Raw genomic sequence first — 14,224 nt, forward strand, 5'->3', positions numbered from 1 at the left:
CAGCACGCCTGAAACGCGCGGCTGGAAACAGGGGGCCGCGTTGGCGCAGCCCCCTGCATGATCCTTACATGTGGATCGGCTTGAAGAAGGTCGAAAGTGCGGCTTCCTTGACCGCTTCCGACATGGTCGGATGCGCATGGCAGGTGCGGCCGAGGTCTTCCGACGAACCGCCGAATTCCATCAGCACGGCAATCTCGTGGATCATCTCGCCGGCGCCGAAGCCGACGATATGGCCGCCGAGAACGCGGTCGGTTTCCTTGTCCGCAAGGATCTTCACGAAGCCGTCGGTGGCGAGCATTGCGCGCGCGCGGCCGTTGGCGGTGAACGGGAACTTGCCGACCTTGTAGGCGACGCCTGCAGCCTTCAGCTCTTCCTCGGTCTTGCCGACGGAAGCGACTTCCGGCTGGGTGTAGACGACACCAGGGATCACGTCATAGTTCACGTGACCGGCCTGACCGGCGAGGATTTCCGCAACGGCGACACCCTCATCCTCGGCCTTGTGGGCGAGCATCGGGCCGCGCACGACGTCGCCGATCGCGTAGATGCCGGCAACGCTGGTCTGGAAGTGGTGGTCGATCTCGACGCGGCCGCGCTGGTCCATGACGACGCCGGCTTCCGCAAGGCCGAGACCTTCTGTGTAGGGCTTGCGGCCGGTGGCGATCAGCACCACGTCCGCATCGAGCGTCACGGCGTCACCGCCCTTGACCGGCTCGAAGGTCACCTTGGCGCCCTTGCCGTCCTTGACGACGCCGGTCACCTTGGCGCCTAGCTTGAAGTCCATGCCCTGCTTGGCGAGCATGCGCTGGAACTGCTTGGCAACCTCGCCATCCATGCCGCCGAGGATCGAATCGAGATACTCGACGACAGTCACCTTGGCGCCGAGACGCGCCCAGACCGAGCCGAGTTCGAGGCCGATGACACCGCCGCCGACGACGATCATGTTGGCCGGGACCTTTTCGAGCGCAATGCCGCCCGTCGACGAGATGATAACCTTCTCGTCGATGTCGACCTTGACCCCCGGAATGCCGGCGACGTCGGAGCCGGTGGCGATCACGATGTTCTTGGTTTCGAGAATCTGCTCCTCGCCCTTGTCGTTGGTGACCGAGACCTTGCCCTGGCCAAGCACCTTGCCGGTGCCCTGGATGCCATCGATCTTGTTCTTCTTGAACAGGAACGAGACGCCTTCGACGTTGGACTTAACGGTCGCGTCCTTGTGGGCCATCATCTTTTGAAGGTTCAGCTTGGGTGCTGCAACCTCGACGCCGAGCGCGTCGACGCCGTGGGCGACCTGGTGGAACATCTCGGAGGCATGCAGCAGCGCCTTCGACGGGATACAGCCGATGTTGAGGCAGGTGCCGCCATAGGTGGCGCGCTTCTCGACGACGCCCACCTTCAGGCCGAGCTGTGCCGCCTTGATGGCGCAGACATAGCCGCCGGGGCCGCTGCCGATAACGATGAGATCATAAGCCATTTGAAGATCCTTCCTTCAGGGACGGTTACCGCCCGCCGCTGACATTGAGAATTGCTCCGGTCACATAAGTCGCCTTGTCCGACAGGAGGTAGAGAACCGCGTCAGCGACTTCTTCGGCGGTGCCGGGTCGCTGGACGGGAATGGTGTTGGCGAGATCGCGCGCCCTGTCCGGCAGGCCGCCGGACGCGTGGATCTCGGTATCGATGATGCCGGGCCGGACCGCGTTGACGCGAATGCCCTCCGCCGCCACCTCGCGCGAAAGGCCTGTCGTGAAAGTGTCGATCGCACCCTTCGAAGCGGCGTAGTCGACATATTGCGCCGACGAACCGAGCACGGCGGCCATCGAGGAGATGTTGACGATGGCGCCGCCCTTGCCGCCGTAGCGCGTCGACATGAGACGAACGGCTTCCGCCGCGCAACGGATGGAGCCGGTGATGTTGATGCGGAACATGCGCTCGAGCCGGTCGGCGGACATCTCGTCGACGCGGGCCGTCTGGCCAACGATGCCCGCATTGTTGACGAGGCCATCAAGCCGGCCAAAGGCCGCATCGACCGCGGCAAAGAGCGCCTGGATATCAGCCTCGGAACCGACATCGCCCTGAACCGCGATCGCCGTGCCGCCCGCCGCTTCGATCGCATGCACGACGGCTTCGGCCGCATCGCGGTTGGACGCATAGTTGACGACGACGCGCCAGCCAGCCTTTGCGGCGCCAAGGCAGATGGCAGCACCAATGCCGCGGCTACCGCCGGTCACGAGAAGAACAGGGTTATGGTTCATGCGGCGCATCCCTTGAGCGCGAAGGAATCCCAACTGTCGGCTTCGGCTTTACCCTTGCCCCAGGCGCCCGATGCCCTGAGGGATGGACCGAAATCGGGCAGCAGCAGCTGCGCGGCCGCCGGCTCGCTCTCAGCCGGGATCTCACCGATCGCGCCGGCCTTGTCGAGCGCATAGACCACACCCTGCCACACGGTGCAGGCGCGCAGTTCTTCGCCGGTCGCATCCCCTTCCGGGCAATTGTGCATGATCAGCCCGGTCGCGCGCTCCGGTTCGCCCGCCGGCATCACCACGCCGTCGAGCAGCAGCCCGGGCTTCAGCACCGCCACCTTGAAGTGGTTGCTGGTTGCCGCACTTGGTGAGCCGACCGGCTCGAAGCGCAGCTCGTAGCCGCCGTCGCGATCGGCATAGATCGCGTGCGACTGCTTGCAGTCGGCGGCAGCGGCGGGCGCGGCAAGCGCGCTTGCCAACAGGATCAGGGCGAGGCGACCGGAAACCATGATCAGGCAGCCTTCTCCGTCGCGAGCTTGAGACCGAGCGCAATGAAGACCACGCCGCTGGCGCGGTCGATCCACTTGCTGGCGCGGGTAAAGGCGGCGCGCATGCGCGGCGTCGTCATGAACAGGCTGACGCCGACGAACCAGAGGATCAGGCAGGTGGCCATGACGAGGCCGTAGCCGAACTTGACGAGGATCGGCGTGTGGGCGCTGACGACGGTCGAGAAGATCGACAGGAAGAAGAACACCGGCTTCGGATTGAGGGCATTGGCGGCGAAACCGAGGCCGAAAGCCTTGGCGGCCGACTGGCCCTTACCCTGCTCATTGCCGTCCGCGCGCTCCACCTTGATCTCCGTCTGGCCGGCGCGCAGCGCTTTGATGCCGATATAGATCAGGTAGGCGACGCCGCACCATTTGACGATGTTGAAGAGGTAAATCGACTGCGAAATGATCAGGCCGAGGCCGAGGATCGTGTAGGTCACGTGGAACATCAGCGACGTGCCGATGCCGAAGGAGGTGATGATCGCCGGGCGGCGTCCATGCACGATCGACTGGCGCATGACCATGGCAAGGTCGGCGCCGGGAGAAACGATGGCGAAGGCGAAGATCGCCATCAGCGATGCGAGTTCGAAAAGATACTGGCTCATGATTTTGCGACCGGTGCGTTGAAGGCCCAGACGTGGCCGAAGGGATCCTGAATACGCGCGTAGCGTGCGTGCCAGAAGGTATCCTGCGGCTCCAGCACTGTCGATGCCCCGGCGGCAACCGCCTTGTCATAGGCTGCATCGACGTCGGCTGACACAGGAAGGTTGATGCTGATCGCCACCCCGGTGCCGCCGATGGTTTTCGGCGACAACACGCTGCCGCCGAATTCGGGGAACTCGTCGTGCAGCATGACCTCGCCGCCATAGATCGCGAGATTGGCGTGCATCACCCGTTTGCCGTCCTCGGCCATCGCATGGAAGCTGTTCACCGCGCCCAGGGCCTTCTCGTAGAAAGCAATGGCAGCAAGCCCGTCCTTGACGCAGATATGCGCCTGGATCGGCGGAACGTTGGGTCCGAATGCCATGCCAATCTCCTCTTGCCTTGCCGCAGGGATGCTATGCCATGAGCCGAGCGACCATCAGCAACAGTGCGATGATCGACACGAACCAGACGATGGAGCGCAACACAGGAATGCCGGCCACATAGAGGCCGGTATAGACCACCCGTGCCAGAATCCACGTCACCGCACCGACCGCGCCAAGACCGCCGGTCTTGCCGGTCACCGCCAATGCAAGCGCAAGGGCGACGAAGGCAGGGTAGGTTTCCAGCATGTTGCGAAGCGACCGCAGCAGACGTCCTGCCACGATGCTCTTCGAAACGCGCTGCTCATCCCGGGGGCCAAGCAGGTATTTGACACCGAGGTCTCCGGCGAGGTCCAGCGACAGCGCCTGCACCAGGATGTGAGCGACTAGCAACACGACGCTCCAGCCGAGCACCCAGATTTCAGTCGACGCGGCTGCGGCTTCCATCACCCCTCGCACTCTCAGGATCAATCCAGATCAGTATCACGTTCCCGCCGTGGCAAACCACCTCGGCAAGGGTGGCGGGTGAACGCTCAACCACTGTCTCCGACAGGCATGACGATCGACGGGGGCGCGCAGAGGCGCCCCCGTCTGTTCAAAGATTAGAGATCGAGAACCAGACGCTCCGGATCTTCCAGGCTTTCCTTGACGCGAACGAGGAAAGTCACGGCTTCCTTGCCGTCGACGATGCGATGATCGTAGGAGAGCGCGAGGTACATCATCGGGCGGATGACGACCTGGCCGCCGATGGCGACCGGGCGATCCTGGATCTTGTGCATGCCGAGGATACCCGACTGCGGCGCGTTGAGGATCGGCGAAGACATCAGCGAGCCGTAGACACCGCCGTTGGAGATGGTGAAGGTACCACCCTGCATGTCGGCCATCGACAGCGCGCCGTCACGGGCGGCTTTGCCGAGGCGGCCGATGTCCTTCTCGACTTCGGCGATCGACATCTGGTCGGCATCGCGAACGATCGGAACGACAAGACCCTTGTCCGTGCCGACGGCGACGCCGATGTGGCAGTAGTTCTTGTAGATGATGTCGGTGCCGTCGATCTCGGCGTTGACGGCCGGGATTTCCTTCAGCGCGTGGGTCACGGCCTTGGTGAAGAAACCCATGAAGCCGAGCTTCACGCCGTGCTTCTTCTCGAAGATGTCCTTGTACTTGTTGCGCAGCGCCATGACGGCGCTCATGTCCACCTCGTTGTAGGTGGTGAGCATGGCCGCGGTGTTCTGCGCGTCCTTGAGGCGGCGCGCAATCGTCTGGCGCAGGCGGGTCATCTTGACGCGCTCTTCGCGAACGACGTCTTCGGCCGTCGACGGTGCACGGGCCTGAACCTTGGCCGGCTCGGAAGCGGCCGGCGTAGAGATGCCCTTGGCGACGGCAGCGAGCACATCACCCTTCAGCACCTGGCCACGCTTGCCGGAGCCATCGAACTGGTCAGCCGAGAGGTTGTTCTCAGCGAGCAGCTTGGCAGCAGCCGGTGCCGGCGGCATCGACGAAGCGGCCGGAGCAGCAGCAGCAGCAGCCGGCGCGGCAGCAGCAGGCTCGGCCTTCTTTTCAGCAACGGCGGCCGGGGCGGCTGCAGCGGCGCCGGCGGCACCTGCAGCGATCTGGCCGAGCAGCGCGCCGAGGCCGACGGTCTCGCCGGCCTGGGCGACGATTTCGGAGAGCGTGCCTGCAGCCGGTGCCGGAACTTCGATCGTCACCTTGTCGGTTTCGAGTTCGAGCAGGGGTTCATCGGCCTTGATGGCGTCGCCGACCTTCTTGAACCAGGTGCCGACGGTCGCTTCGCTGACGGATTCGCCAAGGGTGGGAACGCGGATTTCTGTTGCCATGATTTTTGTTCCGTTGATCAGATATCTGTTTCTATTGGCTCAGAGCGTGGGGAGCATCAGCCCCCCAGCGCGTCCTCGAGGAAAGCGGCAAGCTGCGCCAGGTGCTTCGACATCAGGCCCGTCGCCGGCGAGGCGGCGGCCGGACGGCCGGTGTAGCGCACGCGCTGATACTTGGCGTCGATATGGGCGAGAACCCATTCGAGGTACGGGTCGATGAACGACCAGGCGCCCATGTTCTTCGGCTCTTCCTGGCACCAGACCATCTCCGCGTTGCGGAAGCGGCTGAGCTCGTTGATCAGCGCCTTGGCCGGGAACGGATAGAGCTGTTCGACGCGCAGCAGGTAGATGTCGTCGATGCCGCGCTTTTCGCGTTCTTCGAGCAGGTCGTAATAGACCTTGCCCGAGCAGAGCACGACGCGACGGATCTTCGAATCCTTCTGCAGCTTGATCGGACCATCCTTGATAACCTCGGCGTCGTCCCACAGCAGGCGGTGGAACGAGCTTTCGCCGGCCATTTCCGATAGGCTGGAGATCGCACGCTTGTGGCGCAGCAATGACTTCGGCGTCATCAGGATCAGCGGCTTGCGGAAGTCGCGCTTCACCTGACGGCGCAGGATGTGGAAGTAGTTCGCCGGCGTCGTGACGTTGGCGACCTGCATGTTGTCTTCGGCGCAGAGCTGCAGGAAGCGTTCGAGGCGGGCGGAGGAGTGCTCCGGACCCTGACCCTCATAGCCGTGCGGCAGCAGGCAGACGAGACCCGACATGCGCAACCACTTGCGCTCGCCCGAGGAGACGAACTGGTCGAAGACGACCTGCGCACCGTTGGCGAAGTCGCCGAACTGGGCTTCCCAGAGGGTCAGCGCGTTGGGGCGGGCGAGCGAGTAGCCGTATTCGAAGCCGAGAACCGCCTCTTCCGAAAGCATCGAGTTGATGACTTCGTAGCGGGCCTGGGTCGGCGCGAGGTTCGCGAGCGGAATGTAGCGCTCTTCGGTCTGCTGATCGTAGAGAACCGAGTGGCGCTGCGAGAAGGTGCCGCGTTCGCAGTCCTGGCCCGACAGGCGGATCTTGGTGCCCTCGATGCAGAGCGTGCCGAAAGCAAGCGCTTCGGCCATGGCCCAGTCGACGCCTTCGCCGGTCTGGATCATGTTGGCGCGGTTTTCCATGAAGCGCTGGATCGTGCGGTGCGCGTTGAAGCCTGCCGGGATCTCCGAGATCTTGCGGCCGACTTCCTTGAGCTGCTTCATCGGCACCGAGGTCTTGCCGCGGCGCTGTTCATCCTGGTTGTCGGCCGAGCGCAGGCCCGACCAGGCGCCATCGAGCCAGTCGGCCTTGTTCGGCTTGTAGGACTGGCCGGCCTCGAACTCCTGCTCGAGGTGAGCACGCCAATCGGCCTTCATCTTCTCGACTTCGCCTTCGGTGATCAGGCCTTCGGCAATCAGTCGGTCGGAGTAGAGCTGGACGACGGTCTTGTGGGCGCGGATGACCTTGTACATCTTCGGCTGGGTGAACGCCGGCTCATCGCCTTCGTTATGGCCGAAGCGGCGGTAGCAGAACATGTCGATGACGACAGGCTTGTGGAACTTCATCCGGAATTCGGTGGCGATCTTGGCCGCGTAGACAACCGCTTCCGGATCGTCGCCGTTGACGTGGAAGATCGGCGCTTCGATCATCTTGGCGACGTCGGACGGATAGGGCGACGAACGCGAGAAGGCCGGATTGGTAGTGAAGCCGATCTGGTTGTTGATGATGAAATGCACGGTGCCGGCAACGCGGTGGCCGCGCAGACCCGAAAGGCCGAGGATTTCGGCAATCACGCCCTGGCCTGCGAAGGCAGCATCACCGTGCAGCAGCAGCGGCATGACCTTGGAACGTTCGCGCAGCGGGATGATGTCGCCTTCAAAGACGGTCGCCATCTGGTCCTGTTTCGCACGGGCCTTGCCCATGACCACAGGGTTGACGATTTCGAGGTGCGAGGGGTTCGCCGTCAGCGACAGGTGAACCTTGTTGCCGTCGAATTCGCGGTCGGAGGAAGCACCGAGGTGGTACTTCACGTCGCCCGAACCTTCGACGTCGTCAGGCGCGTAGGAACCGCCCTTGAACTCGTGGAAGATGGCGCGGTGGGGCTTGGCCATGACCTGCGAAAGCACGTTCAGACGGCCGCGGTGGGCCATGCCGAGCACGATTTCCTTCAGGCCTTCCTGGCCGCCGCGCTTGATGATCTGCTCGAGCGCGGGGATGAGCGATTCACCCCCGTCAAGACCGAAGCGCTTGGTGCCCTTGTACTTGACGTCGATGAACTGCTCGAAGCCTTCCGACTCGATCAGCTTCTGCAGAATCGCCTTCTTGCCTTCAGGCGTGAACTCGACGCCCTTGTCCGGACCTTCGATGCGTTCCTGGATCCAGCCCTTCTCTTCCGGGTTGGACATGTGCATGAACTCGACGCCGATCGTCGAGCAGTAGGTGCGCTCGAGGATCTCGACCATCTCGCGAACGGTCGCGTATTCGAGGCCGAGCACGTTATCGATGAAGATCTTGCGATCGAGATCCTTGTCCTCGAACCCATAGTTCGAGGGGGAAAGCTCGTTGTAGTCTTCGACCGGGGCAGCAAGGCCGAGCGGATCGAGCTTGGCATGCAGGTGGCCGCGGGCGCGGTAGGCACGGATCATCATGATGGCGCGGACGGAATCGCGCGTCGCCTGGTGGATGTCGGCGGCGCTGGCAACGGTACCGGTGGCGGCAGCCGTTTCCTCAACCTTCGCCTTGACCTTCTTCTCGATGACCTTCTCGACCGTGCCCCAGTCGCCATCGAGCGCCGAGACCAGTTCACCATTGGCCGGGATCGGCCAGTTGTTCTTTTTCCAGGAGGCGCCCTTGGCTGCCTTCACCACATCTTCCGGCCGGTCGGCGAGCGCCTTGAAGAAGGCCTGCCATTCGGCCGACACGGACGCCGGGTCCGCCTCGTAGCGTGCATGGAGCTGCTCGATATAGGCGGCGTTGGCGCCGTCCAGAAACGAAGTGAGCTGGAATTGCTCGTTGGCCTCTTGCCTTGTCATGGTCTCACGCGGACTGTTCTGTCCGCCTCCTGACTGAAGTTGGGTTGCCGGGTATCCCGGTCGTTCATGTTCGTTCGGCGCGTCCGGGCGCCGGGCCTTTTTCCTACGATGCCGCGCATCCTTGAGGACGCGCCGGGTCACCGTGGCACTTCATTGCCGCGTATCCTGATCTTGCATCAGCCAAGGAAACACGCGGACTGCAGATTGCCCGGGCCGGATCGGTCCGGCCCGGGCAGAAGTCTTGCGATCAGCCCTTGAGGACTTCGACCAGCGTCTTGCCGAGACGGGCCGGCGAAGGCGACACGCGGATGCCTGCCTGTTCCATCGCGGCGATCTTGGATTCCGCATCGCCCTTGCCGCCGGAAACGACAGCGCCGGCGTGACCCATGGTGCGGCCCTTCGGCGCGGTACGGCCGGCGATGAAGCCGGCCATCGGCTTCTTGCGGCCCTTCTTGGCTTCGTCGATGAGGAACTGCGCCGCATCCTCTTCGGCCGAGCCGCCGATTTCGCCGATCATGATGATCGAGGTCGTGGCTTCGTCCGCCAGGAACATCTCGAGCACGTCGATGAACTCGGTACCCTTGACCGGGTCGCCGCCGATGCCGACAGCCGTCGTCTGGCCGAGGCCTTCGTTGGAGGTCTGGAACACGGCTTCATAGGTGAGCGTACCCGAGCGCGAAACGATACCGACCGAACCCTTGCGGAAGATCGAGCCCGGCATGATGCCGATCTTGCATTCTTCCGGCGTCAGGATACCGGGGCAGTTCGGGCCGAGCAGGCGCGACTTGGAGCGGTCGAGACGGGCCTTGACGCGCACCATGTCGGCAACCGGGATGCCTTCGGTGATGCAGGTGATGAACGGGATTTCCGCATCGATCGCCTCGATGATCGCGTCCGCAGCGCCTGCCGGCGGAACGTAGATCACGGATGCGTCCGCACCGGTCTTTTCACGGCCTTCGGCAACCGAAGCGAAGATCGGCAGGGTTTCGCCCTTGGAGCCGGTCCAGGTTTCGCCGCCCTTCTTCGGGTGAATGCCGCCGACCATCTGCGTGCCGTAATAGGCAAGCGCCTGTTCGGTATGGAAGGTGCCGGTCTTGCCGGTCAGGCCCTGAACGAGGACCTTGGTGTTCTTGTTAACGAGAATCGACATTAGGTCTGGTCCTTCAGTTAGCCGTTGATCGCGGCGACGATCTTCTTGGCAGCGTCATCCAGATCGTCGGCGGCGGTGATCGCCAGGCCGGATTCGTTCAGGATCTTCTTGCCAAGCTCGACATTCGTGCCTTCGAGACGAACGACCAGCGGAACCTTGAGGCCGACTTCCTGTACGGCCGCAACGACGCCTTCAGCGATGACATCGCACTTCATGATGCCGCCGAAGATGTTGACGAGGATGCCCTCGACCTTCGGGTCGGCCGTGATGATCTTGAAGGCTGCCGCGACCTTCTCCTTGCCGGCGCCGCCGCCGACGTCGCAGAAGTTCGCCGGCTCCTTGCCGTAGAGCTTGATGATGTCCATCGTCGCCATGGCAAGGCCTGCGCCATTGACCATGCAGCCGATGTTGCCGTCGAGCGCCACATAGGCGAGGTCCCACTTGGAGGCCTCGATTTCCTTGGCGTCTTCTTCGGTTTCGTCGCGCAGTGCCTTGATGTCGTCGTGGCGGAAGAGCGCGTTGCCGTCGAACGAAACCTTGGCGTCGAGAACGCGCATGCGGCCGTTCTTCATGACGATCAGCGGGTTGATCTCGAGCAGGCTCATGTCCTTCTCGACAAAGGCCTTGTAGAGGATCGGGAAGAGCTTTTCGGCGTCAGCCTTGGCTTCGCCGTCGAGCTTCAGGGCCGCGGTGAGCTTGGCAAGATCAGCGGCGGTGACGCCGGCTTCCGGGTTGATCGCGACGTTGACGATCTTTTCCGGCGTGTCGTGCGCAACGGCCTCGATGTCCATGCCGCCTTCCGTCGAAACGACGAAGGCAACCTGGCCGACCGAGCGGTCGACGAGCAGCGACAGATACAGTTCGCGATCGATGTCGGCGCCGTCCTCGATGTAGAGGCGGTTCACCTGCTTGCCGGCCGGACCGGTCTGCGCGGTGACGAGCGTGTTGCCGAGCATTTCCTTGGCATGAGCCTTGGCTTCGTCGATCGAGAAGGCAAGACGAACGCCGCCCTTGGCGTCGGCGGAAAGTTCCTTGAACTTGCCCTTGCCGCGGCCGCCGGCATGGATCTGGCTCTTGACCACGTAGAGCGGGCCCGGGAGCGACTTGGCAGCTGCCTCGGCTTCATCGGCGGAGAAGATCGCAACACCTTCCGCGACCGGTGCGCCATAGCTCTTCAGGAGAGCCTTGGCCTGATATTCATGAATGTTCATGGTGGTTTTCCTGTCTGGAGCATTATGCGGGCAGGTGAGGCACCTACCCGCACCAATGCGGCAAAAACAAAGAGGCTGAGCGGATACGGGGACGCCCGCTCAGCGGGACGCGATTACTGCTTCAGGCTCGGCGCAATGCCGATGCAGGCTTCGCAAAGACCGGCGACCGAAGCGACCGACTTGTCGAACGCTTCCTTCTCGGCCTTGTTGAGATCGATCTCGATGATGCGCTCGACGCCGCCGGCGCCGATAACGGTCGGCACGCCGACATACATGTCCTTGACGCCGTACTGGCCCGTCAGATGCGCGGCGCAGGGCAGGACGCGCTTCTTGTCCTTGAGGTAGGCTTCGGCCATTTCGATCGCCGAGGCGGCCGGTGCGTAATAAGCCGAACCGGTCTTGAGCAGGCCGACGATTTCGGCGCCGCCGTCACGGGTGCGCTGGATGATTTCTTCGAGGCGCTCCTTGGTGACCCAACCCATCTGCACGAGGTCGGTCAGCGGGATGCCGGCAACGGTCGAATAGCGGGCGAGCGGCACCATGGTGTCGCCGTGGCCGCCGAGAACGAAGGCGGTGACGTCCTGGACCGAAACGTTGAATTCCTGGGAAAGGAACAGGCGGAAGCGCGACGAGTCGAGAACGCCGGCCATGCCGACGACCTTGTTCTTCGGCAAGCCCGAGAACTTCTGCAGTGCCCAGACCATGGCGTCGAGCGGGTTGGTGATGCAGATGACGAAGGCGTTCGGAGCATACTTCTTGATGCCCGCACCAACCTGTTCCATGACCTTGAGGTTGATGCCGAGCAGGTCGTCGCGGCTCATGCCGGGCTTGCGCGGCACGCCGGCGGTGACGATGCAGACGTCGGCACCTTCGATGGCGGAGTAGTCGCTGGCGCCGGTGAGGTTCGCGTCAAAGCCTTCGACCGGGGAGGACTGGGCAATGTCGAGGCCCTTGCCCTGCGGGATGCCGTCGGCGATGTCGAAGAGGACGATGTCGCCCAGTTCCTTCAGGCCGGCGAGATGCGCCAGCGTGCCACCAATCATCCCTGAACCGATAAGTGCGATCTTGTTGCGAGCCATGAAAGTGCTTCCTTTGTGATCCCAATATGATCAAGGCCTGAAACGCGGCAAACGCCAAACCTTCGCGGAAGCCATTAAACGGCAATCGTTAAAATATCAATCGATACTTTTTGATGAAGGAATTTCAATCGGTTAGATCATAAAATTCTTACGTAAACGTAAGAATTTTCGTCACGACTGCGTCATGAAACAGCACGATTGGCGGGGTGCTCTGCGGCATATTCCTCGCTCTGCATCTCGATCAGCCGCGAAACCGTACGGTCGAACTCGAAGCCTTCCGTACCCTTTTTCTGGGTCAGAAGATCCTGCGGCTCGGCCGCGGCCGAAGCGAACAATCGGGCCCCGTTATCGTAGAGCGTGTCGACCAGGAGGATAAAGCGCTTGGTCTCGTTGCGCATGTGGGGGCCCAGATGCGGCACGTGATCGACGAAGATCGTCGAATAGCGCTCGAGGATGGCAAGATAGTCGGCCGCACCCAGCGGCTGCTGGCAGAGATCGGAAAATGCAAAGCGGGCGCTTTGCCCGGCTGCGGCCGGCACATGGATCTTGCGGCCCTTGCGTGGCACTTCCGCCGGGGCAGCGGCCTCGTGGCGGGTTTCCTGGGCCCAGGCGCGCGCCATGGCCGCATCCGCCTCCGGGCCGAGCGGCGAAAGCCATACCGGACTGCCGTCGGTCTTCGTCAGGCGGTAGTCGGTATCCGTGTCCAGAGAGATGACCTCGGCATTCGCCTTGAGGAGATCGATGAAGGGCAGGAACAGACCGCGATTGAGGCCGTCGCGGTAGAGATCGTCAGGCGCAACGTTCGACGTCGCGACCAGCACGCAACCCTTGGAAAAAAGCTCGCCAAAGAGCCTGCCGAGGATCATGGCATCGGCAATGTCGGTTACCGAAAACTCGTCGAAGCAGAGCAGTCGCGCCTCGCCGAAGAGCTCCGAGGCAACCGGCGGGATCGGATCGGCCTGCTTGGTCTCGCCGTTCTTGAGCTTCTGGCGGTGCCTGTAGATGCGCTCGTGCACATCGGCCATGAATTCATGGAAATGCGCCCGGCGCTTGCGCTGGATCGGCACCGTATCGAAGAACAGGTCCATCAGCATGGTCTTGCCGCGCCCGACGCCGCCATGGATGTAGAGACCCTTGACCGGCGGCTGGTCCTTCTTGCGCGAGGCAAACAGCCAGCCGAGCGCATTGGTCTTGCGCGACGGGCGGCTGGCCAGCAACTCTGCAGAAAGGTGATCGAAGCGCCGCGCAATCGTAAACTGTGCGGGGTCGCGCTTACGCTCGCCGCTCGCGACGAGCGCTTCGAGCTTGCGGTAGATACTGTCGTCAGGATTGAGCACGTCTCACCCGAGATGGGACGGAAAAACAAAAGCCCGGCGCGCGACCGGGCTCTATGGCGTCAGCGGCTGAGGCTTACCGGCTGGCCGCCATTGGTCGAGCCGTCGAAACGGGCATCCGCCGTCTTGTAGAGACGGGCGATGGCGTTGCCGCTGCGGTCCTTGAGAACCACCTGCTTGCCGGCGACTTCCCAGGAACCCATCGTCGTCAGCTCGCCGGCGCAGCCGCGCGTGCCGCCGCGCGAGCCGGAGCCGAGATTGGTGAGCGTCAGGAACATGTCGCAGGAGCTACCGGCGCTCGATACACGCCAGTTGCCGACCATCGATTCCTTGGTGACGTCAAGACCGCCGCCGGCAGCCGCAGCGACCTGCGTGCCAGGCTGCTGGACCGTGCCGGGCGTCATAGTCCCGTTCGTCGGTGCAGCCGGGAATTGCGAAGTGTTTCCGGTCGGCGCCGGAAGCTGGTTCGACGAAACCGAGGGTACCGGAGCGGCCTGGATGGGAGCAGGTGAAGCATCCTGGGAACTGAATCCGCCCATTGATGTCCGCTGGCATCCGGTCAGCGCAAGCACAACTGCCAGCCCCGCCGCCGCATGAATAACCCGCATATCCCTACTCCTGTTCGTGTCCGCGAACCATGATGCAACGCGATAATATAGGCCGAAATACAGCAAATCCACCTGACAAATCAAGGGACGACGATTCCTGGCGACCTGTTGCAGGATTGAAACGTCTGAGCCGCGGGCAAG

At 63.0% G+C, this 14,224-nt stretch carries 13 protein-coding genes; all 13 read right to left on the bottom strand.

All coding sequences use genetic code 11. The features are described from left to right. Positions 1 to 64 precede the first annotated feature (64 nt). The gene (lpdA, locus tag LAC81_RS17215) at positions 65 to 1,471 is read right to left on the bottom strand and encodes a dihydrolipoyl dehydrogenase (RefSeq protein WP_223725785.1); all 1,407 of its coding nucleotides are present in this window, start codon (positions 1,469 to 1,471) and stop codon (positions 65 to 67) included. Between the two features lie 25 nt (positions 1,472 to 1,496). Then, a complete protein-coding gene (locus tag LAC81_RS17220) occupies positions 1,497 to 2,249 on the bottom strand; it encodes an SDR family oxidoreductase (RefSeq protein ID WP_223725786.1) in 753 nt (250 codons plus the stop codon). Next, on the bottom strand, positions 2,246 to 2,746 hold the full coding sequence (locus tag LAC81_RS17225) for a hypothetical protein (protein WP_223725787.1): 501 nt from the start codon (positions 2,744 to 2,746) through the stop codon (positions 2,246 to 2,248). The genes LAC81_RS17220 and LAC81_RS17225 overlap by 4 nt, the downstream gene beginning before the upstream one ends. Before the next feature lie 2 nt (positions 2,747 to 2,748). Further along, positions 2,749 to 3,390 (bottom strand): LysE family translocator, encoded by a 642-nt coding sequence (locus tag LAC81_RS17230; RefSeq protein ID WP_223725788.1) that lies wholly within the window; start codon positions 3,388 to 3,390, stop codon positions 2,749 to 2,751. Beyond that, positions 3,387 to 3,812, bottom strand: a complete 426-nt coding sequence (locus LAC81_RS17235; RefSeq protein WP_223725789.1) for a VOC family protein — start codon at positions 3,810 to 3,812, stop codon at positions 3,387 to 3,389. Before LAC81_RS17235 ends, LAC81_RS17230 begins: the two co-directional genes overlap by 4 nt. 31 nt (positions 3,813 to 3,843) lie before the next feature. Then, positions 3,844 to 4,257 carry an MAPEG family protein gene (locus LAC81_RS17240; RefSeq protein ID WP_223725790.1) on the bottom strand — a complete coding sequence of 138 codons (414 nt, stop codon included), beginning with the start codon at positions 4,255 to 4,257 and terminating at the stop codon, positions 3,844 to 3,846. Positions 4,258 to 4,412: 155 nt separating this feature from the next. Then, positions 4,413 to 5,648: a 2-oxoglutarate dehydrogenase complex dihydrolipoyllysine-residue succinyltransferase gene (gene odhB / locus LAC81_RS17245; protein WP_223725791.1), complete on the bottom strand. Its 1,236-nt coding sequence runs from the start codon at positions 5,646 to 5,648 to the stop codon at positions 4,413 to 4,415. A 56-nt stretch (positions 5,649 to 5,704) separates the two neighbouring features. Beyond that, positions 5,705 to 8,701: a 2-oxoglutarate dehydrogenase E1 component gene (locus LAC81_RS17250; RefSeq protein ID WP_113535263.1), complete on the bottom strand. Its 2,997-nt coding sequence runs from the start codon at positions 8,699 to 8,701 to the stop codon at positions 5,705 to 5,707. A gap of 247 nt (positions 8,702 to 8,948) precedes the next feature. Then, positions 8,949 to 9,851, bottom strand: a complete 903-nt coding sequence (sucD, locus tag LAC81_RS17255; protein WP_058321727.1) for a succinate--CoA ligase subunit alpha — start codon at positions 9,849 to 9,851, stop codon at positions 8,949 to 8,951. A gap of 17 nt (positions 9,852 to 9,868) precedes the next feature. Next, positions 9,869 to 11,062 (bottom strand): ADP-forming succinate--CoA ligase subunit beta, encoded by a 1,194-nt coding sequence (gene sucC / locus LAC81_RS17260; RefSeq protein ID WP_113535264.1) that lies wholly within the window; start codon positions 11,060 to 11,062, stop codon positions 9,869 to 9,871. 113 nt (positions 11,063 to 11,175) lie between these two features. After that, positions 11,176 to 12,141 carry a malate dehydrogenase gene (mdh, locus tag LAC81_RS17265; protein ID WP_113535265.1) on the bottom strand — a complete coding sequence of 322 codons (966 nt, stop codon included), beginning with the start codon at positions 12,139 to 12,141 and terminating at the stop codon, positions 11,176 to 11,178. Positions 12,142 to 12,323: 182 nt separating this feature from the next. Further along, positions 12,324 to 13,478 (bottom strand): cell division protein ZapE, encoded by a 1,155-nt coding sequence (gene zapE / locus LAC81_RS17270; protein ID WP_223725792.1) that lies wholly within the window; start codon positions 13,476 to 13,478, stop codon positions 12,324 to 12,326. Positions 13,479 to 13,537: 59 nt separating this feature from the next. After that, entirely contained in the window at positions 13,538 to 14,083 is a 546-nt protein-coding gene (locus LAC81_RS17275; RefSeq protein ID WP_113535267.1) for a protease inhibitor Inh/omp19 family protein, read from the bottom strand. Positions 14,084 to 14,224: the final 141 nt, after the last annotated feature.

It is taken from the genome of Ensifer adhaerens (genome assembly GCF_020035535.1).
Classification (GTDB): domain Bacteria; phylum Pseudomonadota; class Alphaproteobacteria; order Rhizobiales; family Rhizobiaceae; genus Ensifer.

Bases quoted from the DNA above. Each gene is read 5' to 3' on its own strand.
- lpdA (WP_223725785.1), bottom strand. From the start codon at position 1,471: ATGGCTTATGATCTCATCGTTATCGGCAGCGGCCCCGGCGGCTATGTC.
- LAC81_RS17220 (WP_223725786.1), bottom strand. From the start codon at position 2,249: ATGAACCATAACCCTGTTCTTCTCGTGACCGGCGGTAGCCGCGGCATT.
- LAC81_RS17225 (WP_223725787.1), bottom strand. From the start codon at position 2,746: ATGGTTTCCGGTCGCCTCGCCCTGATCCTGTTGGCAAGCGCGCTTGCC.
- LAC81_RS17230 (WP_223725788.1), bottom strand. From the start codon at position 3,390: ATGAGCCAGTATCTTTTCGAACTCGCATCGCTGATGGCGATCTTCGCC.
- LAC81_RS17235 (WP_223725789.1), bottom strand. From the start codon at position 3,812: ATGGCATTCGGACCCAACGTTCCGCCGATCCAGGCGCATATCTGCGTC.
- LAC81_RS17240 (WP_223725790.1), bottom strand. From the start codon at position 4,257: ATGGAAGCCGCAGCCGCGTCGACTGAAATCTGGGTGCTCGGCTGGAGC.
- odhB (WP_223725791.1), bottom strand. From the start codon at position 5,648: ATGGCAACAGAAATCCGCGTTCCCACCCTTGGCGAATCCGTCAGCGAA.
- LAC81_RS17250 (WP_113535263.1), bottom strand. From the start codon at position 8,701: ATGACAAGGCAAGAGGCCAACGAGCAATTCCAGCTCACTTCGTTTCTG.
- sucD (WP_058321727.1), bottom strand. From the start codon at position 9,851: ATGTCGATTCTCGTTAACAAGAACACCAAGGTCCTCGTTCAGGGCCTG.
- sucC (WP_113535264.1), bottom strand. From the start codon at position 11,062: ATGAACATTCATGAATATCAGGCCAAGGCTCTCCTGAAGAGCTATGGC.
- mdh (WP_113535265.1), bottom strand. From the start codon at position 12,141: ATGGCTCGCAACAAGATCGCACTTATCGGTTCAGGGATGATTGGTGGC.
- LAC81_RS17275 (WP_113535267.1), bottom strand. From the start codon at position 14,083: ATGCGGGTTATTCATGCGGCGGCGGGGCTGGCAGTTGTGCTTGCGCTG.